This window comes from Affinirhizobium lemnae (assembly GCF_022968395.1).
Lineage (GTDB): Bacteria > Pseudomonadota > Alphaproteobacteria > Rhizobiales > Rhizobiaceae > Neorhizobium > Neorhizobium lemnae.
In genome coordinates this window covers 69,665-94,201 of the sequence record NZ_JALJQZ010000014.1, presented here as the reverse complement: position 1 = coordinate 94,201, position 24,537 = coordinate 69,665, and the positions used below count along the sequence as shown (strand labels likewise).

The window sequence follows — 24,537 nt, the reverse complement described above, 5'->3', positions numbered from 1 at the left end:
TATTCAATTGTCAAATAACAGACCACTAAAGCAGTCAAATCTCAGAAGACAACCATCCATCAGCCAAACCAAAATCCGGCCAAAATCAGCATTCGCCAATCTCAATGATCATCAACCCCTCGAGAAACAATCCAGCCAAAACCAGACTTCCTCAAGAACGAAAAACACCGTCGCCAGCAGCGCCGCTGCCCTCGTCAGTGACACGGCTTATAGGCAAACCAATTTTATCCGTCAACTGCCAATGTCAGAAATCTGTCATTTTTTTCACGGGGCCTCCCCTCACTTGTACTCCAAGGCTATGGTTTCCTCGGATTACCGGGAGATTTAGATGCAAGTTCTTGATGAGAATGAAACCCGCGCCGCTTTGCCATTCGATGGTTTGATTGATGCGATAGCGAAAATGTTCGCGGGCGACTGCGTTACGCCGCTTCGACATCACCATACTATGTCGGTGCCCGGTGAAGCGGATGCCACTCTTCTGCTAATGCCTGCCTGGGTGCCGGGTCACTATAGTGGCGTGAAGCTATTGAACCTTTTCCCGGACAATCACATGCGGTCGCTTCCAACGATTGTGGGGCGGTATCTGCTCTCATCAGGACGCACAGGTGAAATGCTGGCATTGATCGAAGGCGGTGAATTGACCGCGCGGCGTACCGCTGCGACATCCGCGCTCGCCTCTCGCCTTCTCTCCCGAGAAGATTCGAGGGATTTGGTGATGGTGGGGACCGGCCGCCTCTCGCTCAATCTCATGGAGGCGCATTGCAGGGTTCGCCCTATTGAGCGTGTACGGATCTGGGGACGTGATTTGCGTAAGTCGTCTCTCCTTGCTGAAGAGGCCCTAAAGTTGGGCATCCCGGCTGAGGCGGCTCCCAGTCTGGAGGATGCGGCGCGCCAAGCAGACATCATCTCCTGCGCCACGCTTTCAAATGAGCCGCTGATCCGTGGCGAATGGCTGAAGCCCGGATGTCACGTCGATCTGGTAGGCGCATTCAAACCCACCATGCGTGAAAGCGATGACACTGCCATTCAGCGTTGCAGCGTGTTTGTTGATACCTATGAGGGTGCTACGCACGAGGGCGGCGACATTGCCATTCCGCTGAAAACAGGTGTTCTGAAGCTGGAGGATATCCGCGGAGACATGCGCGAACTCGTAACCGGCAAACCCCCGGGCAGGACATCGCAAGCCGAGATCACTCTGTTCAAATCGGTGGGTGCGGCGCTTGAGGATCTGGCAGGCGCTATTCTCGCCTATGAAACCGCGCTTCGGGCAACTGATAACCGATGATATCATCCCGAATTTCCCTACCTGAACTTCCCATCACATCCGTACTCTCCGAAATCGGCCAGTCGCTTGCGGCCGGAAACCGACTTGTGCTTTCAGCGCCACCTGGCGCTGGCAAGACCACGACTGTGCCGCTTCATCTTCTGGATCAAGAATGGTGCACCGGGCGAATCATTCTCCTGGAACCTCGCCGTCTGGCAGCGCGTGCAGCAGCCTCACGCATGGCGACGATCCTCAACGAACAGGCTGGTCAGACCGTCGGTTACAGAATGCGCCTCGACAATCGCATTTCGAAGGCGACTCGCATTGAGGTGGTGACGGAAGGCGTGTTCACCCGGATGATCCTGGAAGATCCTAAGCTCACGGGCGTATCTGCCGTTCTGTTCGATGAGTTTCACGAGAGGTCACTGGACGCCGATTTCGGATTGGCGCTTGCCTTGGATTCGCAGGGAGCTTTGCGCGAAGACCTCCGCCTCATTGTCATGTCGGCGACACTGGATGTCGATCGAGTCTGCGCACTTCTCGATAGTCCCCCCTGGGTGAAAAGCGAGGGACGAACCTTCCCAATCGAGATCCGGCACGTTGACCGCGACGCCAGCGAAAGGATCGAGGACAGCGTTACGCGCGCGATCCTTTCGGCACACGATCGGGAAAATGGCTCGATCCTCGCATTCCTGCCCGGGCAAGCCGAAATCAAGCGCGTGCAGGAGCGGCTGATTGGCAAATTGCCGGAAGCGACTGTTCTGGCACCTCTCTATGGTGCCATGTCGCAACGGGATCAGGATCTGGCCATCAAGCCCAGCCCTGTCGGCCAGCGGAAAGTGGTTCTTTCGACATCGATCGCAGAGACCTCCATTACGATTGATGGGGTGCGAATCGTCATTGACAGCGGACTGCAACGATTACCCGTGTATGAACCGTCAACGGGGATTACCAGGCTTGAAACGGTCCGTGTTTCCCGAGCATCGGCAGACCAGAGAGCAGGCCGAGCTGGAAGAACGGAGCCTGGCATCGCGATTCGCCTTTGGCATGCTGGGCAAACCGCGGCGCTGCCCGCTTTCACACCGCCGCAGATTCTGGCGAGTGATCTGGCTGCACTGGCACTGGATCTCGCCCACTGGGGTGTGAAGGATCCAGCCACCCTCTCCTTTCTCGATCAACCCCCGCTCGCTGCATTGACAGAAGCACGCAATCTTTTGCGGATGATGGAAGCGCTGGACAACAACGACGCGCTGACCGTTCGTGGGAAACTGATGCGGGAGCTTTCTCTTCCCCCTCGGTTGGCCGCGATGGTGATTGCAGGCGCCGAACGCGGTGCAGCTCGCAAGGCGGCTCGACTAGCCATACTGTTGACGGAACAAGGTCTGGGCGGACAAGACGTCGACCTCGACTCTCGACTGCGCCAGTTTGGCAGTGAACGCGGTGAGCGTGCTGAGGCGGCACGCGGTCTGGCTGACAAACTCGCTAAATCGCTGCCAAAGGCCACGGGACAGGCGGAAGATCTCTCGGCAGGCCAGCTGCTTCTGCACGCCTTTCCGGACCGTGTGGCCATCCAACGCGGTGCACGCGGCCGATTTGTCATGGCAAATGGCCGTGGCGCAGAACTTCCCGAGACCGAAAGACTTTCCGGTTGCAAGTATCTTGTAATTGCCGACCTGACAGGGCGGGCTGCTCAGGTACGAATTTTGGCGGCCACAGAGGTTCGACGCAGCGATATTGAGGACGAACTCCAGCATTCGATTATCTCTGGGGAAGAAGCCTTCTTTGATACCGTATCGAAACAGGTCCGCGCTCGCCGCGTCGTTCGCCTGGGTGCACTCGTGCTAGAGGAATCTCCCTTACCCCGCCCAGTCGGGGAGACTGCGGCGCGTGGTCTTGCCGATGGGGTGCGGCAAGTTGGCCTGCAGTGCTTGCCGTTTTCGAAAGAAGCAGAGCAGATGCGGGACAGGATCGGCTTTCTTCACCGTACGATTGGCAGCCCTTGGCCCGATATGGCGGAGGAACGCCTGCTCGAGCGACTTGATGAATGGTTCGTACCCTTCCAAAGTGGCCGGACTCGACTGGACGCCGTGGATGCCGGGAGTTTGATGGAGGGGCTGAGATCCCTCGTTCCATTCGAGCTTCGGCAGGATCTTGCTCGCCTCGCTCCAACCCATTTTGAAGCGCCCACAGGTCAACGCCATCCGATCCGCTATGATGGAGAGGAACCGGTTCTTGCCATCCGGGTGCAGGAACTGTTTGGTCTCAAAGCACATCCGGCTGTCGCGGGCGGCAAACTGCCGCTGCTGCTTGAGTTGACTTCTCCGGCCCATCGTCCGATCCAGACCACGCGAGATCTTCCTGGCTTCTGGTCTGGCTCCTGGAAAGATGTTCGTGCTGATATGCGCGGGCGATATCCCAAGCATCCATGGCCGGAAGATCCTGCACATGCGCAAGCTACGCATCGGGCGAAGCACAAAGGAACCTGAGATGGAAAGCCAGTCGATCCGCCATTTGCAGTTCGGGCGCAGCAGTCGCAGCCTCCGCCTCCAAACACTGATCTGGCTTCGCTGGCTGGCTGTCGCCGGGCAGGCGCTCACCGTATTCGTCGTTGCCGTGGTCCTTCACTTTGATCTGCCGCTCCTGGAAGCGATTTTGCTGATTGGAGCACTCGGTCTGGTCAATCTGACCCTGGCTTTAAGATATCCTCCAACACACAGGCTTCAGCCGGGAGCGGCCCTTGTTCTTCTAGGTTTCGACCTTTTGCAAATGGGCGGGCTTCTCTTCATTACAGGCGGGCTTGCCAACCCGTTTGCATCCCTCCTCTGCGTCCCGGTCATCATCTCCTTCGCGTCGCTGCCGCTTCGCCACTCGCTCTGTCTTCTGGCATTTGCGATGAGTTGCGCAACACTTCTGGCCCTGACGCCCTATCCTGTGCCGTGGCAAGGAGACGAGATCCTGGTCGTTCATCCGCTGCTGCTTCTGGCCTTCTGGGCGGCAATCGTTTCGATGATGGCCTTCGCGGCCTTCTATGCCTATCGCGTCTCCATGGAAGCCACTCTGCTTGCCGATGCGCTGGCCGCAACCGAACTGGTACTGGAACGAGAAAAGCACCTGTCGCAACTGGATGGCCTTGCAGCGGCCGCCGCGCATGAACTGGGCACACCGCTTGCGACAATCAGTGTGGTGGCCAAGGAAATGGAGCGAGAACTCAAGAACGATGAAAAGTTTGGAGAAGATGTTGCCTTGCTGAGAAGCCAGAGCGAGCGCTGTCGTGACATCCTTCGTCGCCTGACCTCGCTTTCGGCGGAAAGCGAAGACCATCTTCGTAGGCTTCCGCTCTCCTCGCTTGTCGAAGAAGTCATTGCCCCCCATCGACAGTTCGAGGTCGAGATTGCGCTGGTAGAAAAGGGCGAGCGCGAAAGTGAACCGGTCGGAGCCCGCAATGCAGCGATCATGTATGGCCTTGGCAACCTGATCGAAAATGCCGTCGACTTCGCGCGCTCCCGCGTCACGATCACTGTGGAGCACAATGTAGACATTGTCGCCATCACGATCGAAGATGATGGAACCGGTTTTGCCCCTGATGTTTTGACCCATATCGGAGAGCCTTACATGTCGTCGCGCTCAAGGCAGGACGAGCGTGCGGGCGGCCTGGGGCTAGGTCTGTTCATCGCCAAGACGCTGCTGGAACGTTCTGGCGCAAAATTGACGTTCACCAACCGGGCAACCGGTGCGAGCGGGGCACAAATTCGGGTCGTATGGCCTCGATCCTTGATGGATATCAATAGTGACCGGGCCATATGAGCTAGATTGCTTTCCTTGACGTAGAATCCATGCGAGGAAGCAGACGAAGGAGAAAAAGATGGAATTGGAGCAGATGGAGTCCTCGACGGCTACCGAATCCCAGGTGTATCTTGGACCGGATCCATCGCTGTTGCTCGTGGATGACGATGCGCCCTTTCTGCGCCGACTGGCGCGTGCCATGGAAAGCCGAGGCTTCAAGGTGGAGATCGCCGAATCCGTTGCAGAGGGTATCGCGAAGGCCAGAGCACATCCGCCGAAGTTTGCCGTTGTGGATTTGCGGCTGGGCGACGGCAATGGGCTGGATGTCATCGAAGCCATTCGCAAGGGACGGGAAGACACGCGTGTCATCGTTCTCACGGGCTATGGAAACATCGCAACCGCCGTCACGGCCGTAAAACTCGGTGCAGTCGATTATCTCTCCAAACCCGCGGATGCCGATGATGTCTATGCAGCGCTGACGCAGCGGTCAGGCGAGAAGGCAGATGTACCGGAAAATCCCATGTCTGCCGATCGCGTACGCTGGGAACATATTCAGCGCGTTTACGAGATGTGCGAACGCAATGTCTCGGAGACGGCGCGTCGGCTGAACATGCATCGCAGAACCTTGCAGCGCATTCTGGCGAAACGCGCACCGCGCTGATCAGTTTTCAGTCGTTTCTGCATCCTCGAAGCTTTGGCCGGTCGCCCATTCGGCGGCGAGCAGGCGTTGCGCCGCTGTACGCGCAAAGCTCAGCGTGAGTGCCTTGCGGCTACTGGCAGAAAGTCGGTGCTCAGGCGCATCTCGCAGCAGATGCGCGCCATAGCCGTCCGACAGAATAAGGCCGCAGTCCTCCGGGAAGATATCGAGTGGCACGTCTTTATAGGTCGCAAAGAAAAGGCGATCGCTGAAATCCCGATAATCCGGCCACTTCTGGTCTACCCGAAAATCCTCGATCGAGGTCTTGATTTCAACGATCCAGATTTCGCCCTTCGGTGAAAGGCTGATCAGGTCGACGCGCCTGCCAATGGCGAGCGTCAGTTCGGGCAAAACGGAATGGCGCATGTCACTGAGCAGGATCTGTACGCCGCGGCGCACCATCATGGCTCTTTGTGACTGGCGACCATCAATCAATGGGCTCACGGCGCCCAGTCTAAGAAGTGTCAACGTAAAAAATCTCCGTAAATCTGGTTGGTCCCCGCGAATCACAACGATTTTTCGGAGGATAGACTAGAATCAGGTGGGTCTGCGAACGTCCAAGATGGGGACAAGATTAACTCCAGCATCGAGAATTGTTGCAAAAAGGCAATGCCTCTTCCAATTGTGCAGTCGCGAAAGCCTGCATCTTTCTGCGGCCTTGCCAAGCCCCGCCGGTTCACAAATAAACCTGAAATCAAGGGCGTCCGAACACGTCTTTGATTTCACTCCTTTTCATGAGAATTCCATGCGCTTCCGCCACAGCATGATCGCATCCGGCCTTCTTTCCATGCTTGCCCTGGCCGGCTGCTCCACGACCTCATCTGAAACGAAGGTCGCGACCATCCGCACCGAGACGAACCAGATCTTCTCAGATGCCTATGGTCCGGTGACCGATGCGGGCTATTCGCTTCCGGCGATCCCGATCAATCGTGTAGACAAGAAGTTTCATCGTCAGATTGTCGATTTCGAAACCAAGGAACGTCCTGGTACGATCATCGTCAACACGCGTGAACGCTTCCTCTATTACATCCTGCCAAATGGTAAGGCTGTTCGCTACGGTATCGGAGTCGGCAAGCAGGGCTTTGCATGGTCTGGCGAGGCCTATGTAGCCTGGAAGCAGGAATGGCCGACATGGCACCCACCGAAGGAAATGGCAGCACGCCGTCCTGATGTCGCCCGCTATGTTGAGGACGGCATGGGTCCGGGAATCAACAATCCGCTCGGTGCGCGCGCGATGTACCTGTTCAATGAAAAGGGTCAGGATACTCTGTTCCGCTTGCACGGTACGCCGGAGTGGGCGTCCATCGGCACCGCAGCGTCTTCTGGCTGCATCAGGTTGATGAATCAGGACGTGATCGACCTTTACAGCCGCGTTCGTCCGGGTCGCGCAACCAAGGTTGTCGTCATTCAGTAACCCGAATCTCTTCTCCCAAATAGAAAACGGCACGTCTAGGCGTGCCGTTTTGCGTTCAGGAATGCGAGAGGTGAAACGTTGGTTTCACCTCTCGGCTCAGGTCAAACCGCCGCAGCCTTGGCCTTCGCTTCCAGGCGACGACGATGCAGGACTGGCTCGGTATAGCCATTGGGCTGTACGCGGCCCTGCAATACAAGTTCAAGGGCGGCCTGAAACGCAACCGAATCGTCGAATCGACCGGCCATTGGCTGGTAAGCTGGATCACCGGCATTCTGGCTGTCGACGACCGCGGCCATGCGCTTCATGGTTTCAGTAATCTGGTCTTGCGTCACAAGGCCATGATGCAGCCAGTTCGCCATGTGCTGGGCAGAAATACGCAGCGTGGCACGATCTTCCATCAGCCCCACATTGTTAATGTCCGGCACTTTCGAGCAGCCAACACCCTGATCGACCCAGCGCACAACGTAGCCCAGAATACCTTGGGCATTGTTGTCGAGTTCGCGCTGCACTTCTTCAGCCGTCCAGTTTGGTCGCGAAGAAACGGGCACAGAGAGAATATCGGAAAGTTTGGCACGAGTGCGTGACTTCAGCCCGTCCTGGACTTCAGCGACGTTCACCTTGTGGTAGTGCGTCGCGTGCAGGGTTGCTGCGGTCGGCGATGGAACCCAGGCCGTATTCGCACCGGCCTTCGGATGCGCGATCTTTTGCTCCAGCATGGCTGCCATAAGGTCAGGCATGGCCCACATGCCCTTGCCGATCTGAGCGTGACCGGAAAGACCACAGGACAGGCCAATGTCGACGTTCCAGTTCTCGTAGGCTGCAATCCAGGCTGCCTGCTTCATGTCGCCCTTGCGAATCATCGGACCGGCTTCCATCGATGTGTGGATTTCGTCGCCCGTTCGATCCAGGAAGCCCGTATTGATGAAAACGACGCGATCCTTCGCCTGGCGGATACATTCTTTGAGGTTTACGGTGGTGCGCCGCTCCTCGTCCATGATGCCCATCTTGATCGTATTGGATGCCATGCCGAGCGCCTTTTCGACGCGCGAGAAGATTTCGCAGGCAAACGCGACCTCTTCAGGACCATGCATCTTCGGCTTCACCACATACATGGAGCCTGCGCGCGAGTTCTGGCGGCGTCCCTGCGGTCCGATATCGTAAAGAGCAATAAGCGCCGTGACCATGGCATCCATGATGCCTTCGGGGATCTCCCGCCCGTCACGATCCAGAATTGCCGGGTTGGTCATGAGGTGACCGACATTTCGCACGAGCATGAGCGAACGACCCGGAACCGTCACTGCGGACCCATCCGGGCCTTCAAAGGCCAGATCTGGATTCAGGGCACGAATGAAGGTCTTTCCGCCCTTGGACACTTCCTCCTTCAGGTCACCCTTCATGAGGCCGAGCCAGTTGCGATAGATGACGACCTTATCCTCGGCATCCACAGCCGCGACCGAATCCTCGCAATCCATGATCGTGGTGATCGCCGATTCGAGCCAGACGTCCGAAATATGAGCAGGATCGTCCTTACCAATCGATGTCGATGAGTCGATTCGGATCTCGATGTGCAGGCCGTTGCGTGTCACCAGGATGGCGGCGGGCGATGCGGCCTCTCCCTTGAAGCCTGCGAACTGTGCAGGTTCAGCGAGACCCGCAACCTTATCGCCGAGTTTCACGTGAATCGTTCCGCCAGAGACTTCAAAGCCCGTGACATCCCTCCAGCTCGCCTCGGATAGCGGCACCGACTGGTTCAGAAAATCGCGCACCCAAGCGATGACCTTCGCACCCCGTACCGGGTTATATCCCGCGCCCTTAGCAGCTCCATCCACTTCAGGGATTGCGTCCGTGCCATAGAGAGCGTCGTAAAGCGATCCCCAGCGTGCATTGGCGGCATTCAGCGCATAGCGCGCGTTCATGACCGGAACGACCAGCTGGGGGCCCGCGATACGGGCAATTTCCCCATCGACATTTTCCGTTGTCACCGTGAAATCCGGGCCCTCGGGCAGCAAATAGCCTATTTCACGCAGGAAGGCTTCATAGGCTGCGAGGTCGGTGGGCGATCCATTCTTGCGGTACCACTCATCCAACTGATTTTGAAACGCATCGCGCTTTTCGAGAAGTTCGCGGTTCTTCGGTGCGAGCTCATGGACGATTGCCGACAGCTCCGCAAAGAATCGATCCGCATCCAGGCCGCTTCCCGGCAGGGCTTCCTCCACCAGAAAGCGGTGAAGTGCAGTATCGATTGCCAACCCATGTACGTCGATGCGGCTCATCAGGAATTCTCCATAAACATTCATGCCAAGGTTTTTTGCGCGGTGGGACCGCTTAGTCAATCCGGCATTCGTTGAATGATCATGTTCGGGATCATACGGATCGCGGCATGACGCGCATGGGAAGACCGTTCTGCGGCTGGGTCGTCAACCTCTGGACGGGCCACGGCTTGACGTTCGGAAGTGATTCGAAGCGGAACCGCGACAAGAGAACAGCCAGGGCGATTACGGCCTCCTGCATGGCAAACGTGGCTCCGATACAGGTGCGTGGTCCGGCACCGAAAGGCAGATATTGAAAGCGATCAATCCGGCTGCGGTTCTCGGGCAGAAAGCGTTCCGGCATGAAAGCACGCGGCTTTTCCCAGTAAAGCTGGTGGCGATGCAACGTCCAGGGCATTACCAGAACGGTTGTTCCTGCGGCAATCTCCAGCACATCACCAGTCGGGCTCGTCCAGGTATCGTCCTTGATGGCAGCACGGTTGATGGAAGGGGCGGGTGGATAAAGCCGCATACCTTCCTCGAAAGCTGCGCGTACGTGCGGCATCAAATCCAGCCACTCGACTGGATCAGCTCCACTTGTAATGACCCGGTCGATCTCCTCTTCTATCAGGGCTCGAAACTGCGGAGCATGAGACAGGCAATAGAGTGTCCAGGCCAAAGCGCGTGCCGTCGTTTCATGACCAGCGCCGATGAAGGTCAGGATATTGTCCTCTATCTCATCCAGGGTAAGTCCATCCGGTCCGTCAAGTTCCAGAAGCAGGGTGAGAAAATCATCCGGCGTCGTATCCCGGTCGTTCCGCATGCGGGCCTTCCGCTTTTCCATCGTCAGCCGGACGATTTCGCGAAACTTGCCCAGAACCTTGGCACCGCCGATACGCGTAACCCGCGGCACCCACGAAGGCGCGCGCAAGAGGTCCATGGGATCGACCCGTCCCATGCGATGCAGGAGCGAATCGACATCATCGGCAAAGTTATCACTCTGCGTGACGATTTCACCGGAGAACAGCGTCTCCGACAGAATTGCAAAGGCGAGTTCCGTCATATCGACAGAAATATCCTCTACCCTCCCCTCAGAGCCAATGTCTGCATACTTGGTCAGATACTCTTCGGACTTGGCCAGCATCTTCCCAGCGAAACCCTTGGCGTGACGCGGGGTAAACACAGGCGCCATGGCTTTGCGGGATCGCTTCCAGACCGGTCCTTCCGCCGTCAACAGGCCATCGCGAAGGATTGGTCGCAGAATGAGCTGCCGAATTTCCGACATTTCGTAGTTGGCGGCGTTATCAACGAGAACGTAGCGAATGAGACGAGGATCGTTGACGATCAATGTCCGCTCGGAAAAGAACTTCGAGTTGATCCAGGGAAGTGTGTAGGAAGGCTCTCCCCAGAGTTCCAACGGGTTCCTGAAAACGGTCCGGATGATTTCCAACCGAGACGGGATCGCCGTTCGGGGATGGGGAGCTGGTGGCTCAAAGGGTTCCGGACGCATATCCATGGACCTGTTCTCCTGACGGGATCAACAGGCCTTCATATCGGCACTTACAAGAGCGATTTCAATTCATCCAGCTTGTCGTTGACCAGCCAGCCGTAATAGTTCTCTTCCGGCAGGGAGCCTGCGCCGCCACGGTTTCGGGCGGCAAGCGCAGCTGCACGGCTGGCTGTATTGCCGACGTTATAAAGCGTGGCGGTAATCCCTGGATTACGGGAGATGTCCATTCCGGCAATGTCTGCATAATCATCGATCGCTCGGCGGATCGTCGCGGCCATATAGGCCAGAGACTTGTCCGGATCCATGATCGCCTTGTAGACACCCTGGGCGTCGGCCGGATCAAGCTTCGCATAACCGGAGCGGCTGGCCACAAGGTCGGACTGCATGAGCGCGGTCAACGGGTTGAGCTGGCCCAAACCGAATGTCTGACCTGCATAGAACGGTTGGAAAAATACAGCGCTGAAGCGGTCATTGGGGTAGGAAACTCCATCGACCTTTTCACCCCGGAATGTCTGCTCCCAGACATTTTCGCGGCAGGACCAGAGTTTGTAGGAATCGCTGAACCGCTCGCATTTTTCGAATTGCGGACGCGTAACGAACTGGGTGATCGACTCGCCCTTGTAGCTGAAGCGGAAGTTGTCACCGGCATAGGCCGCAGCCTTGACATAATAGGACTGGAGCCTGTCGTAAGCATCAACGTTATAAGTGTGCTCACCAACAATGGCGCCGACAATATGGATTGGATCAATGTCGTATTGGCGGGCCGTCTGCTTGATCTTCGATATCAGTGACCGATCGCCTGCGAGAAGATCGCGAATCTTGTCGAACTTGTCATCGAATGTTGTTCTACCCTCGCGGGTCCGCCGAACTGAAGCCCCCGGAATCTTGGGCTGCTCGGCATTGCGGTTGCCTGGTGGCACAGTCGTCAAGCTCCCGGCCTGAACCTGCGGCACGAAAAGCGCGAAAACCATCAAGACGGCGAGCAAAGAACGTTTCAAGACAAATATCCCAGGGAACAGCAGAGCATGCAGGCTCTTCAGCACGTTGCTTTCGGACGAATCAGAAATCCGAAATAAAAGGCATTTATGGGTATGAACCCATACTGAATGTAGAGCGACAAGGCGAGCCTGAGCGCGTCAATTTCCCGTCAAAACAATGATCGAAGGCAAGGGCGCGTTGCGCCCTTGCCACTCGGCATACAAGCGGCATTACAGAATATAGCGGGAAAGATCGGTATCGGCAGCAATATCGCCGACATGCTGGCGCACATAGGCCGAATCGATCGTCACTTCAGTATTGGGGCGATCCGGCGCGTGGAAAGAGATTTCGTCCAGTACCCGCTCCATCACCGTCTGCAGACGCCGGGCACCAATGTTTTCTACCGAGGAATTGAGATGCACCGCCACATCGGCAAGCGCATCGATCGCATCTTCTGTGAAGTCGAGCGTAAGTTGCTCGGTCTCCATCAGCGCCTTGTACTGGCGGATGAGGCTTGCCTCTGTCTCCGTCAGGATACGCCGGAAGTCCTCCTTGGAGAGCGGCTTCAGTTCGACCCGGATCGGCAAGCGACCCTGCAGTTCGGGAAGAAGGTCTGACGGCTTTGCCACATGGAAAGCGCCAGATGCGATGAACAGAATATGGTCTGTCTTGACCGGACCATATTTGGTGGAAACCGTCGTGCCTTCCACCAGCGGCAGGAGATCACGCTGCACACCTTCGCGGGACACCCCTGCCCCTATACCGCCATCGCGCGCTGCGATCTTGTCGATCTCATCGAGGAAGACGATACCATCATTTTCGACCGAGCGAACAGCCTCGCGCTGGATGACTTCATTGTCGATCAGCTTGTCGGATTCATCTCGAATGAGATCGCCGTAAGACTTCGAAACCGTTGTGCGAACCTTCTTGGTACGTCCGCCCATGGCCTTGCCGAACATATCGGAAAGATTGAGCACGCCAATATTGGCGCCCGGCATGCCCGGAATCTCGAAGCCCGATGCACCGCTTCCGGTATCGGCGACCTCGATCTCGATCTCCTTATCGTCCAGTTCGCCGGAACGAAGCTTCTTGCGGAATGAGTCGCGGGTGGCGGGAGATGCGGTGGAGCCAACAAGAGCATCGAGCACGCGCTCTTCGGCACTTGCATGTGCCTTCGCCTGAACCTCGGCGCGCTTCTTATCGCGCACCAGCCCGATGCCAATTTCAACGAGGTCGCGGATGATCTGCTCGACATCGCGCCCAACGTAACCGACTTCCGTGAACTTCGTTGCTTCGACCTTGATGAAAGGAGCACCTGCCAACTTCGCGAGACGGCGAGAAATCTCAGTCTTGCCAACGCCGGTCGGGCCAATCATCAGGATGTTTTTCGGCATGACCTCATCGCGCAGGCTTTCATCCAGTTGCTGACGGCGCCAGCGATTGCGAAGCGCAATAGCAACGGCACGCTTGGCATCCTGTTGACCGATAATGTGCCGATCCAGCTCGGAAACGATTTCTCGTGGGGAAAAGTTTGTCATGTTATCCTCTTGGCATCTCCATTTCGATCGGCCTTGCGGCCCGATCCTTGGAGCCCTTCACAGTAGTTCTGACGGATTTATTCGGCGTCGAGTGCTTCAACGACCAGATTGTGGTTCGTGTAGACACAAATATCTGCCGCGATATCGAGCGCCTGCCGGGCAATGTCTTCCGCAGACTTGTCCGTATCCATCAGAGCGCGCGCTGCGGCATAGGCGTAATTTCCGCCCGAGCCGATGGCGATGGTTCCATGCTCCGGCTCGAGCACGTCGCCATTGCCTGTGATGGCAAGCGTGATCTGCTTGTCCGCCACCAGCATCATTGCTTCCAGATTGCGCAGATATTTATCTGTACGCCAATCCTTCGCGAGTTCCACAGCGGCACGCATCAATTGCCCCGGATACTGTTCGAGCTTCCGCTCCAGTCTGTCCAGCAACGTAAAAGCATCCGCCGTCGCGCCAGCGAAGCCCGCAATGACATCGCCGCTCTTGGCGATGCGCCGAACCTTTCGTGCATTGCCCTTCATGACCGTCTGACCGAGACTCACCTGCCCGTCGCCTGCCATGATCACCTTTCCACCCTTGCGGACGGTAATGATTGTCGTCATGTCTCACCTTTTGCTCCGCCTGTGCGGAGACGCCATTCCCGGTTGATTCCGGCTGTTGAGGCACATGTAAGTGTGAGGCGGCGGATTGCAAATCGTTCGACCTCGACCGTCCATTCGGAATCGTTTGCACGGGAAGCGGGCGGCTGATAAGCAGCAGCAATGTTTTCCGTGTTCAGGAACCGGTGAGTACAATGAGCGAACGCCGCGCTTCGATTTCGCGCAAGACCAACGAGACCTCCATTTCCGTCAGCGTAAATCTGGACGGAACGGGCACCTCGAAAATCTCGACAGGCATTGGTTTTTTCGACCACATGCTGGAGCAATTGTCACGACACTCGTTGATCGACATGGAGATCGACTGCAAGGGCGATCTGCACATCGACGATCATCATTCCGTGGAGGATACCGGTATCGCAATCGGTCAGGCGATTTCCAAGGCACTCGGAGATCGTCGCGGGATCACCCGGTATGCATCGCTGGATCTTGCCATGGACGAAACCATGACCAAGGCCGCGGTCGATCTTTCCGGTCGTCCTTTCCTTGTCTGGAACGTGACCTTCACGACACCGAAAATCGGCACATTCGACACGGAACTCGTTCGCGAGTTCTTCCAGGCGCTCTCGCAGAATGCCGGGATCACTCTGCATGTCCTGAACCATTACGGTGCCAACAGCCATCACATCGCGGAAACCTGCTTCAAGGCGGTGGCCCGCGTATTGCGGACGGCAACCGAGATCGATCCGCGTCAGGCAGGCCGCGTTCCTTCGACTAAGGGCACGCTCGTTTAAGGTCAGGAGATTTCGTGATCAGCTATATCGTTCTGACTCCACCGGGAGGAGCCGAGCCGGACCATCGTTCGACGCGGTTTATTGCTGACCGGATGGTGTGGACGGCTTTCGTATTTCCCGGGCTCTGGCTCCTGTTCAATCGCTGCTGGCTCTGGGGAATCGCAGTTCTGACGGCACAGTTTGCCGCGGGATGGCTTGCTGATCGTCCCGGTCTGTTCTTCGCCGGAATGGCTGCGCAACTCTCCATTGCCCTCCTGACCGGTCTCGAAGGACGACAGATGCTGGTTCGGACACTGATGCGACGTGGCTGGGTTCTCGATACCGTCGTGATTGCACCGGATCTTGCTTCAGCCGAGCAGATCTATTTCGCTGGTCCTGCTGGCGACGTGCGCCAGATGACAACACCAAAGACCGACTGGACGAAACTTTCCGCGGAAGCTTCTCCCGCAGCCCAGTACGGGCCGTCCTTTGGACTATTTGATACAGGAAGACGCTAATGCGCGTTGCAATCATCGACTATGGCTCAGGCAATCTGCGCTCGGCAACAAAGGCCTTTGAGCGCGCCGCACGCGAGGCGGGCCTTGATGCGGAAATATGCCTCACGGACAAACCGGATGTCGTGGCAAGTGCTGACCGGATCGTTCTTCCAGGCGTCGGAGCCTATGCCGACTGCGGGCGCGGCCTTGCCGCTGTTTCTGGGATGGAAGAGGCCCTTCGGGATGTTGTCGAGAACAAGGGGCATCCTTTCCTCGGCATTTGTGTCGGCATGCAATTGATGTCAACGCGTGGCCTCGAGAAGGAAACGACGCAAGGCTTGAACTGGATTGCGGGCGACGTGACGGAAATGACACCGTCGGATCCTGCTCTGAAGATCCCGCAGATCGGGTGGAACACGCTGACGCTGAACCGACCACACGCGCTCTTCGACGGCATTGCGACGGGACCTGATGGTTTGCATGCCTATTTCGTACACTCCTACCATCTTGCAGCTTCGAGGCCGGAGGATGTGGTGGCGACAACCGATTACGGCGGTCCGATGACTGCCTTCGTTGCTCGCGAAAATACCGCCGGTGCGCAATTCCACCCTGAAAAGAGCCAGACACTTGGTCTCGCCCTGATTTCCAACTTCCTTCGCTGGATGCCCTGAGATGATCCTGTTTCCTGCCATCGATCTGAAAGATGGCCAATGCGTTCGCCTGAAGCTTGGTGATATGGACCAGGCTACGATCTACAATCCCGATCCTGCGGCACAGGCAAAGGCCTTCGAAGATCAAGGATTCGAGTGGTTGCATGTGGTGGATCTGGATGGCGCATTTGCGGGTGAAAGCCGCAATGGTTTCGCCATCGATGCCATTCTGAAAGCAACCAGGAACCCGGTTCAATTGGGCGGTGGCATCCGCACGCTTGACCACATCGAGGCGTGGCTGTCGCGTGGCCTGACGCGCGTTATCCTGGGCACCGTAGCAGTGCGCAATCCCGCCCTTGTGATCGAAGCCTGCGAGAAGTTCCCCGGTCAGATCGCTGTCGGCATAGACGCCAAAGGCGGTAAAGTTGCCGTGGAAGGCTGGGCAGAAGCATCCGAGCTCGGCGTTATTGAGCTGGCTAAGAAGTTTGAAGGTGCCGGTGTTGCAGCCATTATTTATACCGACATCGATCGTGATGGCATCCTGACCGGTATAAACTGGGAATCGACCCTGCAACTGGCCGAGGCGGTTTCCATTCCTGTCATCGCATCTGGCGGCCTTGCCTCTCTGGACGATATCCACCGCATGCTGAAGCCAGACGCGGCCAGACTCGAAGGCGCGATTTCCGGCCGTGCACTTTATGACGGCCGCATTGATCCGACTGAAGCGCTTGCGTTGATTCGCGCTGCCAAGGAGGCCCGCCCATGACGCTGAAGGCTCGTGTCATTCCTTGCCTGGATGTCAAAGACGGCCGCGTGGTCAAGGGCGTCAACTTCGTTGATCTCATCGATGCAGGCGATCCTGTTGAAGCAGCGAAAGCCTATGATGCGGCCGGTGCCGATGAACTGTGCTTTCTCGACATTACTGCTTCCTCCGACAATCGCGATACCATTTTTGACGTCGTGGCTCAGACGGCAGAACATTGCTTCATGCCCCTGACCGTCGGTGGTGGTGTTCGCGCCGTCGGCGACATCCGCAAGCTTTTGCTCGCAGGTGCCGACAAGATTTCGATCAACTCCGCCGCAGTCAAGAACCCTGACTTCGTGGCCGAGGCTGCGGACAAGTTCGGCAACCAGTGCATCGTTGTCTCGATCGATGCCAAGCGCGTTTCCGGTGCCCACGAAGCCCCTCGGTGGGAGATCTTTACCCATGGCGGACGTCAGAGCACGGGGATCGATGCTGTCGAGTTCGCTGTGACGATGGTTGCGAAAGGGGCTGGCGAGCTTCTTGTCACATCCATGGATCGTGACGGGACGAAAAGCGGCTATGATCTTGCTCTGACGCGCACCATTGCCGATTCAGTTCGCGTCCCCGTCATCGCATCCGGCGGCGTGGGCAATCTCGACGATCTGGTGGCAGGTATTTCTGAGGGCCACGCAACTGCAGTCCTCGCAGCTTCCATCTTTCACTTTGGAACTTATTCGATCAGTGAGGCAAAACGCTACATGGCTGATCGCGGTATAGCTATGCGCCTAGATTGAGGAGAGAACGTATGAGCGGATTTTCTCTGACCGATCTCGAGCAGATTATTGCGGAACGCGCAAAGGCTGACCCGTCGGAATCCTGGACTGCAAAGCTCGTGGCCGCCGGTCAGGAGCGGGCGGCCAAGAAACTGGGCGAAGAGGCGGTCGAGACTGTCATTGCAGCCATTCAGAATAACCGGCAGGATCTTAAATCAGAAGCCGCTGATCTTCTTTATCATCTCTTGGTCGTATTGAAGATTGCAGGTATTCCGCTACAGGATGTACTGGAACAACTGCAACGCCGCACGGCTCAATCGGGCCTGCAGGAAAAGGCGAGCCGGAAACCAACATGACGATCGCCACCCAGCCCACTGGTTCGGATATGCCGGAAAGCAACCGCGATATCAATTACTCGCCCTTCTTTCTGTTTACATCCGAGGAGTGGGCGCGGTTCCGGGCTGACACGCCACTGACGCTCACCGCGGACGAAGTGCAGCGCCTGCGCTCCTTGCATGACCCGATAGACCTCAACGAGGTTCGCAGGATCTATCTCTCGCTTTCGCGCCTGCTATCTGCCCATGTGGAAGCCTCACAGCTCCTGTTCCAGCAGCGAAACCGCTTTCTGAGCCTCTCGGATCAGGTGAAGACGCCCTTCGTGATCGGCATCGCTGGATCTGTAGCTGTCGGCAAATCCACCACGGCCCGCATTCTTCAGGAATTGCTGAAGCGCTGGCCGTCCAGCCCAAAGGTCGATCTGATCACCACGGACGGATTTCTGTTCCCGAACGCGGTACTGAAGCGTGAAGACCTGATGGAACGGAAGGGATTTCCGGAAAGCTATGACATCGGTGCGCTGCTTCGGTTTCTCTCTGCCATCAAGGCGGGTGAACCGAATGTGCCAGCACCCCGGTATTCCCACCTGACCTATGACGTGTTGCCGGAAGAGTTCACGATTGTTGATAGGCCGGATATCCTGATCTTCGAGGGTATCAACGTACTGCAATCGCGCACCCTGCCAGTGGATGGCACAATCGTGCCGATGGTGTCTGACTTCTTTGATTTTTCGATCTACATCGATGCGGAAGAATCGCTGATCCACAATTGGTATGTTCAGCGTTTCATGCGGTTGCGTGAAACGGCGTTTCGCGATCCGAGTTCCTATTTCAAGCGCTATGCGTCAGTCGATGCGGATGCGGCGCTCGAAATTGCCGAAGGTCTTTGGCAGAACATCAATCTCAAGAACCTGCGTCAGAACATTCTGCCGACCCGACCTCGGGCCGATCTGATTTTGCGCAAAGGAAGCAATCATCTTGTCGAGACGGTTTCGCTTCGCAAATTGTAGGCGATCCATCGGCTACGATTAAATTCCATCGCTGCCTATTAATTGTGACATTAGTCCCCGTTCGGGCGCCCACGCATCTTCTTGACTTCGGAGCGGCCTGATTTTTCTTTCAAGCGTCGCTCGATGGCACCCTTGCTGGGCTTGGTTTTCCGGCGTGGTGGTGGCGGCGGCTTTGCTGCTTCCAGGAGAAGTTCCTTCAACCGTTCGCGAGCATCTTCGCGGTTGCGGTCCTGACTGCGAAAGCGGTTGGCCTCGATGATCAACACGCCCTCTTTGCTGAGACGACGGCCCGCAAGCTTAGCGGCATTTTCCTTGATCGGGTCTGGAAGTGATGGCGAGCCCAGGAGATTAAAGAAAAGCTGAACAGCCGTCGAAACCTTGTTGACGTTTTGACCGCCTGGTCCGCCCGCCAGAACGAACTGCTCCGTCAGTTCCCATCCGGCAATCGTGATGCGGCTGTTGATGATGAGGGGGTCGCTGGCCATGAAAGTCTCCGGCCCCCTTTATTTCATAAAGTCGACCAAAAAGAAACCGCCGGCACGAGGCACCGGCGGTTCTGGGTAAGCGCATCGGTTCGTTGAACGTCAGGCTTTCACCAGCCGTCCCAAAGGTCTGTTCTTACTCGGCGGCGGCAAGAACACCCGGGGCGGCATCCCGGACTTTGCTGTCCACATGGTTTTCGAACTTGGCGAAGTTGTTGATGAACATGGTCACCAGTTTCTTGGCCTGCGCGTCATAGGCTGCACCATCAGCCCAGGTCGAGCGCGGATCGAGAATTGCGGTTTCCACGCCGGGGACTTCGACAGGAACCTGGAAGCCGAAGTTTGCGTCCGTGCGAAATTCGGCCTTCTTCAACTCACCATTCAAAGCCGCGGTCAGAAGAGCGCGCGTTGCCTTGATCGGCATACGGCGACCGACGCCATAGGCGCCACCGGTCCAGCCGGTGTTGACCAGCCAGCAATCAACCTCATGCTTTGCGATCAGATCACGCAGCAGGTTGCCGTACTCGGTCGGGTGGCGCGGCATGAATGGCGCACCGAAGCAGGTGGAGAAGGTTGCTTCTGGTTCCGTCACGCCTTTTTCCGTACCGGCGACCTTGGCGGTGTAACCGGACAGGAAGTGGTACATGGCCTGTTCTGGCGTCAGTCTTGCAATCGGCGGCATGACACCGAAGGCATCCGCTGTCAGCATGATGATGGTCTTCGGATGCGGAGCAATGCCCGTCGCAGAGGCATTCGGAATGAAGTGCAGCGGGTAAGCGCTACGGGTGTTTTCCGTCAGCGATGCATCATCGAAGTTCGGGACGCGGTTTTCATCCAGAACAACGTTCTCCAGAACCGTGCCGAAGCGGCGGGTCGCGGCGTAGATTTCCGGCTCTGCCTCCGCAGAAAGACGGATCACCTTGGCGTAGCAGCCACCTTCAAAATTGAAGATGCCGTTCTCGCCCCAGCCGTGCTCATCATCGCCGATCAGCGTGCGGTTCGGATCAGCCGAAAGCGTCGTCTTGCCGGTGCCCGACAGGCCGAAGAAGACTGCCGAGTCACCCTCTGCGCCCACATTGGCCGAGCAGTGCATCGGCATGACGTTCTTTTGCGGCAGAAGGTAATTCAGGACTGTGAAGACCGACTTCTTGTTCTCACCGGCGTAAGACGTGCCGCCGATCAGGACGAGGCCGTTTGTCAGGTCGCAGGCGATGACGGTTTCAGACCGGCAGCCATGGCGCGCCGGGTCTGCACGGAAGCTTGGCAGGTTGATGATCGTCAGCTTCTGCTGGAAGCTTGCAAGTGTGGAGCGATCCGGGCGGATCAACAAATTGCGGATGAAAAGACCGTGCCAGGCCAGTTCCGTCACCACGCGAGTGGGCAGGGCATTGTCGTGATCAGCGCCGCCGATCAGATCCTGCACGTAAAGTGTCTTGCCTTGTGCATGGGCGAGCATGTCCTGGCGCAGCACTTCGAAGTGCTCGGGCGACAGTGGCTTGTTGTTGTCCCACCAGATGGTGGACTCGGTATTCGCATCGCGGACGACGAACTTATCCTTGGGCGAGCGGCCTGTGTGCTGGCCAGTCACTGCGCGCAGCGCGCCATCGATCGTGAGTTCAGCTTCGCCATTGCGAAGGGCTGCCTCATACAATTCGCTCTCGTTGAGGTTATAGTTGACGCGCTGAGCACCAACCAGCCCGAGAGCTTCAATGCTATTCGACGGATTGTAAGCTCCGTGCTGCTCCATGACGCGTTTTCCTTCAGCCATGTTGATGTTTGAATGACGCTAGCCACGATTTTTTAAAAAGAGCAAGGGCGGAATTTAGAAAAAATCAATAAAATCATATATTTAATCGATTTAAAGATTTTTTTCTATTTTTAAATCGGTTTGAATAGGTATGACTTTTACCGATTCACCCCGTGCTTCAAATTCGGCTAAATTTGATAGTGTGGAACCCTCTTTATCTTTGCCACAATTTGTTCCACCTTTATCCCCAAACACATGCTGACCGGAGCAGAAGCTCGGCTGGGCCACAATCCAGGAGACGCGTGTAGTATGGCGGAGACAGAGAAAATGCAGACGATAGCCCTGGTAGATGACGACCGAAATATCCTGACTTCAGTTTCCATCGCGCTGGAAGCAGAAGGATACCGGGTTGAAACCTACACTGATGGTGCGTCCGCGCTTGACGGTCTCCTGGCAAGGCCGCCCCAGCTGGCCATATTCGACATCAAGATGCCCCGCATGGACGGCATGGAGCTTCTGCGTCGCCTGCGCCAGAAATCAGACCTTCCAGTGATCTTTCTCACATCGAAGGACGAAGAGATCGATGAATTGTTTGGCCTGAAAATGGGCGCAGATGATTTCATCACCAAGCCCTTCTCGCAGCGCCTGCTAGTAGAGCGCGTCAAGGCAATACTGCGTCGTGCCAGCGCTCGTGAAGGAGCCTCTGTCGCGGGTGCGACACCCAAATCGGCCGCAGACCAAGTAGCCCGTACGCTGGAACGTGGACAGCTGGCGATGGACCAGGAGCGCCATACCTGCACTTGGAAAGGCGAGCCTGTGACCTTGACCGTCACGGAGTTCCTGATCCTGCATTCGCTGGCCCAGAGACCGGGTGTGGTGAAGAGCCGCGACGCCCTCATGGATGCGGCCTATGACGAGCAGGTCTATGTAGACGATCGCACGATCGACAGTCACATCAAGCGGCTTCGCAAGAAGTTCAAGATGGTCGATACGGATTTCGACATGATCGAAACGCTCTATGGTGTCGGCTATCGTTTCCGCGAGGCTGCCTGACCTGCGCATCCATACCTGTGCCCCTGCCATTGCGGGCGCGGAGCGGATATAAGGCACGAATCACCGTGACGGCTGCGCGCAAGCAGGGTTTCGGTTGATGGCCTCTGGAAAGGACCTGGCCTTGGCCGATCAGACATTTCATACCCGCGAGCCTGATGAGGCCGAGCGCGAGACGCCGCGTCAGGCGCGGCGGGTATGGACGCATCCCTTTACGCTGATCCGGCGTATTTTCGGCAATGCCGTCTTTTCAAGCCTCACCCGTCGTATTCTGTTCTTTAACATCGCGGCGACCGTGGTGCTGGTTGCCGGCATTCTTTACCTGAACCAGTTCCGCGAGGGACTGATCGATGCGCGCGTCGAGAGCCTTCTGACCCAGGGCGAAATCATCGCCGGTGCCATTTCAGCCTCGGCTTCCGTCGATACGAATTCGATCACCATCGATCCGGAAAAGCTTCTGGAGTTGCAGGCTGGGCAAAGCATTACACCGGTTCCAAATGATGAGGATCTGGAATTCCCGATCGATCCGGAGCGGGTCGCGCCAGTGCTGCGCCGCCTCATTTCGCCGACGAGAACCCGCGCCCGTCTTTTTGACGCTGATGCGAACCTGCTGCTCGATTCACGCCACCTCTACTCGCGCGGCCAGGTGCTGCGGTACGAACTTCCGCCCGTCGAAGGAGAATCCCAGACCTGGCCGGAATGGCTTACCAGCCAGTTCAACCGTCTGCTTCAGCCGGGCAATCTGCCTGCCTATCGGGAAGCTCCAGGCGGTGACGGATCCATTTATCCGGAAGTTATGAATGCATTGACCGGCGTGCGTGGGGCCGTCGTTCGCGTCACCGACAAGGGTGAGTTGATCGTTTCCGTCGCGGTACCCGTCCAGCGTTTCAGGGCCGTCCTTGGCGTCCTGCTGCTTTCGACACAGGCGGGTGATATCGACAACATCGTGCATGCGGAACGTCTGGCCATCATGCGCGTCTTCGGGGTCGCAACGCTCGTCAACATCCTGCTGTCCCTCCTTCTCTCATCCACGATTGCAAATCCGCTTCGCCGTCTGGCGGCAGCGGCCATCCGTGTTCGCCGCGGGGTGAAGCAGCGCGAGGAAATTCCGGATTTTTCCGCGCGTCAGGACGAGATCGGCAATCTTTCTATCGCGCTTCGCGATATGACCAATGCGCTTTACGACCGCATCGACGCCATCGAAAGCTTTGCTGCCGATGTCAGTCACGAGCTAAAGAATCCTCTCACCTCACTCAGAAGCGCCGTCGAAACGCTGCCTCTGGCAAAGACTGAGGAATCCAAACAGCGCCTGACCAACATCATCTTTCATGACGTAAGGCGTCTGGACCGGTTGATTACCGATATCTCCGATGCTTCGCGTCTTGATGCGGAACTGGCTCGTTCGGATGCGGCACCGGTGGATATGGAGGCGCTGGCTGGCAATCTCGTTGAGATCTCTCGCCAGATCCGTAGCGGGCGCAAGCCGGTCGACATTGAACTCATCGTCGACCACAAACCGGGGGCCAAGAGTGTCTATAAGGTCCACGGTCACGATCTTCGCCTCGGACAGATCATCACGAACCTGATCGAGAATGCGCGCTCCTTTGTGCCGGACAAGGATGGACGGATCACCGTTAAATTGTTCAAGAGCCGCAGCCGCTGCATCGTCCAAGTGGACGACAATGGTCCCGGCATCCGCGCCGAGGATATCGACCGCATTTTCGAACGGTTCTACACTGACCGACCCGAAGGTGAAAGCTTTGGCCAGAATTCTGGTCTCGGTCTGTCCATCAGTCGCCAGATCGCCGAGGCCCATGGCGGTACGCTGAAGGCTGAAAACCTGATGGATGGCACGACCGTTACCGGAGCCCGATTCACGCTGTCGCTGCCGATGGGAGATACCGCGTGACAGCACGAGATGCGTTCAACCTGCATGCTACCGCAATCGTGATCGGAACGCGTGGCCTGCTCCTGACTGGGCCGTCCGGAAGCGGAAAGACAAGTCTTGCCCTTTCGCTTCTGCAGCATGCGGCAAGCTTGAATACTTATGCGGCTCTCATCAGCGATGATCAGGTTTTGATCGAAAGGCATGCCGATCAGATTCATGCCGTTCGCCCGCCTTCTATCGCAGGGTTGATCGAGGTTCGCGGCACCGGTATCGGTCGTCTACGAAGCATAGATCGCGCCCCTCTTCACCTTGCCATTCGCGTTTTGGCAGACCGGGTCGAGGAGCGTCTGCCGCCAGAAGACGAAGTCTATGATCTTGGTGTCCGTGGATCCTTGCCGATGATGCGCCTGCGGCATGATCATCCGGCCCCGCTGATCGTTTTGGCAGCAGTTCGACCTGAATTTTGTCACGAAAGCCCGTTCCGCGAACTCTCCTTGCTTGATTTTTAGCTTGCACTTCGTTGTGACATGGACAAGATGGCTTCCCACCGCCTTG

The 24,537-nt window shown here is 57.0% G+C and carries 24 protein-coding genes; 16 read left to right on the top strand and 8 right to left on the bottom strand.

Annotated elements, in window-relative coordinates; translation table 11 throughout:
* From MUU53_RS11415 to MUU53_RS11395, 5 genes are all read left to right on the top strand, one after another.
* A partial coding sequence (locus tag MUU53_RS11415) for a hypothetical protein (RefSeq protein ID WP_247261013.1) occupies window positions 1-328 on the top strand: 328 nt, incomplete at its 5' end.
* Entirely contained in the window at window positions 329-1,285 is a 957-nt protein-coding gene (gene lhpI / locus MUU53_RS11410; RefSeq protein ID WP_247261012.1) for a bifunctional Delta(1)-pyrroline-2-carboxylate/Delta(1)-piperideine-2-carboxylate reductase, read from the top strand. It abuts the gene before it with no gap.
* Window positions 1,282-3,750, top strand: coding sequence for an ATP-dependent helicase HrpB (gene hrpB, locus MUU53_RS11405; protein ID WP_281435089.1), 2,469 nt, complete (start codon window positions 1,282-1,284; stop codon window positions 3,748-3,750). The genes lhpI and hrpB overlap by 4 nt, the downstream gene beginning before the upstream one ends.
* Before the next feature lies 1 nt (window position 3,751).
* Window positions 3,752-5,068, top strand: a complete 1,317-nt coding sequence (locus MUU53_RS11400) for an ActS/PrrB/RegB family redox-sensitive histidine kinase (protein WP_247261019.1) — start codon at window positions 3,752-3,754, stop codon at window positions 5,066-5,068.
* Window positions 5,069-5,141: 73 nt separating this feature from the next.
* Entirely contained in the window at window positions 5,142-5,708 is a 567-nt protein-coding gene (locus MUU53_RS11395) for an ActR/PrrA/RegA family redox response regulator transcription factor (protein WP_247261018.1), read from the top strand.
* On the opposite strand, the gene MUU53_RS11390 is transcribed toward MUU53_RS11395, so the two are convergent.
* The gene (locus MUU53_RS11390; RefSeq protein ID WP_247261011.1) at window positions 5,709-6,212 is read right to left on the bottom strand and encodes an MmcB family DNA repair protein; all 504 of its coding nucleotides are present in this window, start codon (window positions 6,210-6,212) and stop codon (window positions 5,709-5,711) included.
* Between the two features lie 277 nt (window positions 6,213-6,489).
* On the opposite strand from MUU53_RS11390, the gene MUU53_RS11385 reads away from it, so the two are divergent.
* Entirely contained in the window at window positions 6,490-7,158 is a 669-nt protein-coding gene (locus MUU53_RS11385; RefSeq protein WP_247261010.1) for a L,D-transpeptidase, read from the top strand.
* 101 nt (window positions 7,159-7,259) lie between these two features.
* Here the strand turns inward: MUU53_RS11385 and MUU53_RS11380 are convergent, their stop codons facing one another.
* From MUU53_RS11380 to hslV, 5 genes are all read right to left on the bottom strand, one after another.
* Window positions 7,260-9,431: a malate synthase G gene (locus tag MUU53_RS11380; RefSeq protein WP_247261009.1), complete on the bottom strand. Its 2,172-nt coding sequence runs from the start codon at window positions 9,429-9,431 to the stop codon at window positions 7,260-7,262.
* A gap of 91 nt (window positions 9,432-9,522) precedes the next feature.
* Window positions 9,523-10,923, bottom strand: coding sequence for a cytochrome P450 (locus MUU53_RS11375; RefSeq protein ID WP_247261008.1), 1,401 nt, complete (start codon window positions 10,921-10,923; stop codon window positions 9,523-9,525).
* 44 nt (window positions 10,924-10,967) lie between these two features.
* Window positions 10,968-11,888, bottom strand: coding sequence for a DUF1402 family protein (locus MUU53_RS11370; RefSeq protein ID WP_247261017.1), 921 nt, complete (start codon window positions 11,886-11,888; stop codon window positions 10,968-10,970).
* A 237-nt stretch (window positions 11,889-12,125) separates the two neighbouring features.
* The gene (gene hslU / locus MUU53_RS11365; protein WP_247261007.1) at window positions 12,126-13,433 is read right to left on the bottom strand and encodes an ATP-dependent protease ATPase subunit HslU; all 1,308 of its coding nucleotides are present in this window, start codon (window positions 13,431-13,433) and stop codon (window positions 12,126-12,128) included.
* A 77-nt stretch (window positions 13,434-13,510) separates the two neighbouring features.
* A complete protein-coding gene (gene hslV / locus MUU53_RS11360; RefSeq protein ID WP_247261006.1) occupies window positions 13,511-14,038 on the bottom strand; it encodes an ATP-dependent protease subunit HslV in 528 nt (175 codons plus the stop codon).
* A gap of 191 nt (window positions 14,039-14,229) precedes the next feature.
* On the opposite strand from hslV, the gene hisB reads away from it, so the two are divergent.
* Genes hisB through coaA form a run of 7 tightly spaced genes read left to right on the top strand, consistent with a single transcriptional unit; the run spans window position 14,230 to window position 18,815 of the window.
* On the top strand, window positions 14,230-14,826 hold the full coding sequence (gene hisB, locus MUU53_RS11355) for an imidazoleglycerol-phosphate dehydratase HisB (RefSeq protein ID WP_247261005.1): 597 nt from the start codon (window positions 14,230-14,232) through the stop codon (window positions 14,824-14,826).
* 14 nt (window positions 14,827-14,840) lie between these two features.
* The gene (locus MUU53_RS11350; RefSeq protein WP_247261004.1) at window positions 14,841-15,323 is read left to right on the top strand and encodes a DUF2628 domain-containing protein; all 483 of its coding nucleotides are present in this window, start codon (window positions 14,841-14,843) and stop codon (window positions 15,321-15,323) included.
* Entirely contained in the window at window positions 15,323-15,973 is a 651-nt protein-coding gene (gene hisH / locus MUU53_RS11345; protein WP_247261003.1) for an imidazole glycerol phosphate synthase subunit HisH, read from the top strand. Before MUU53_RS11350 ends, hisH begins: the two co-directional genes overlap by 1 nt.
* 1 nt (window position 15,974) lies before the next feature.
* Window positions 15,975-16,718, top strand: a complete 744-nt coding sequence (hisA, locus tag MUU53_RS11340) for a 1-(5-phosphoribosyl)-5-[(5-phosphoribosylamino)methylideneamino]imidazole-4-carboxamide isomerase (protein ID WP_247261002.1) — start codon at window positions 15,975-15,977, stop codon at window positions 16,716-16,718.
* Window positions 16,715-17,491, top strand: a complete 777-nt coding sequence (gene hisF / locus MUU53_RS11335; protein WP_247261001.1) for an imidazole glycerol phosphate synthase subunit HisF — start codon at window positions 16,715-16,717, stop codon at window positions 17,489-17,491. Before hisA ends, hisF begins: the two co-directional genes overlap by 4 nt.
* A gap of 11 nt (window positions 17,492-17,502) precedes the next feature.
* Complete coding sequence (locus tag MUU53_RS11330; protein WP_062557305.1) at window positions 17,503-17,826, top strand: phosphoribosyl-ATP diphosphatase; 324 nt, start codon at window positions 17,503-17,505, stop codon at window positions 17,824-17,826.
* The gene (gene coaA, locus MUU53_RS11325) at window positions 17,823-18,815 is read left to right on the top strand and encodes a type I pantothenate kinase (protein WP_247261000.1); all 993 of its coding nucleotides are present in this window, start codon (window positions 17,823-17,825) and stop codon (window positions 18,813-18,815) included. Before MUU53_RS11330 ends, coaA begins: the two co-directional genes overlap by 4 nt.
* Window positions 18,816-18,865: 50 nt before the next feature.
* Here the strand turns inward: coaA and arfB are convergent, their stop codons facing one another.
* Together arfB and MUU53_RS11315 are read right to left on the bottom strand one after the other, a co-directional pair.
* Entirely contained in the window at window positions 18,866-19,300 is a 435-nt protein-coding gene (arfB, locus tag MUU53_RS11320; protein WP_247260999.1) for an alternative ribosome rescue aminoacyl-tRNA hydrolase ArfB, read from the bottom strand.
* A gap of 133 nt (window positions 19,301-19,433) precedes the next feature.
* A complete protein-coding gene (locus MUU53_RS11315; RefSeq protein ID WP_247260998.1) occupies window positions 19,434-21,044 on the bottom strand; it encodes a phosphoenolpyruvate carboxykinase in 1,611 nt (536 codons plus the stop codon).
* A gap of 327 nt (window positions 21,045-21,371) precedes the next feature.
* On the opposite strand from MUU53_RS11315, the gene MUU53_RS11310 reads away from it, so the two are divergent.
* The 3 genes from MUU53_RS11310 to MUU53_RS11300 all read left to right on the top strand — a co-directional run bounded on the left by MUU53_RS11310 (window position 21,372) and on the right by MUU53_RS11300 (window position 24,491).
* Entirely contained in the window at window positions 21,372-22,097 is a 726-nt protein-coding gene (locus MUU53_RS11310; protein ID WP_247260997.1) for a response regulator transcription factor, read from the top strand.
* A 97-nt stretch (window positions 22,098-22,194) separates the two neighbouring features.
* A complete protein-coding gene (locus tag MUU53_RS11305) occupies window positions 22,195-24,003 on the top strand; it encodes a sensor histidine kinase (RefSeq protein WP_247260996.1) in 1,809 nt (602 codons plus the stop codon).
* Window positions 24,000-24,491 carry an HPr kinase/phosphorylase gene (locus MUU53_RS11300; protein WP_247260995.1) on the top strand — a complete coding sequence of 164 codons (492 nt, stop codon included), beginning with the start codon at window positions 24,000-24,002 and terminating at the stop codon, window positions 24,489-24,491. Before MUU53_RS11305 ends, MUU53_RS11300 begins: the two co-directional genes overlap by 4 nt.
* Window positions 24,492-24,537: the final 46 nt, after the last annotated feature.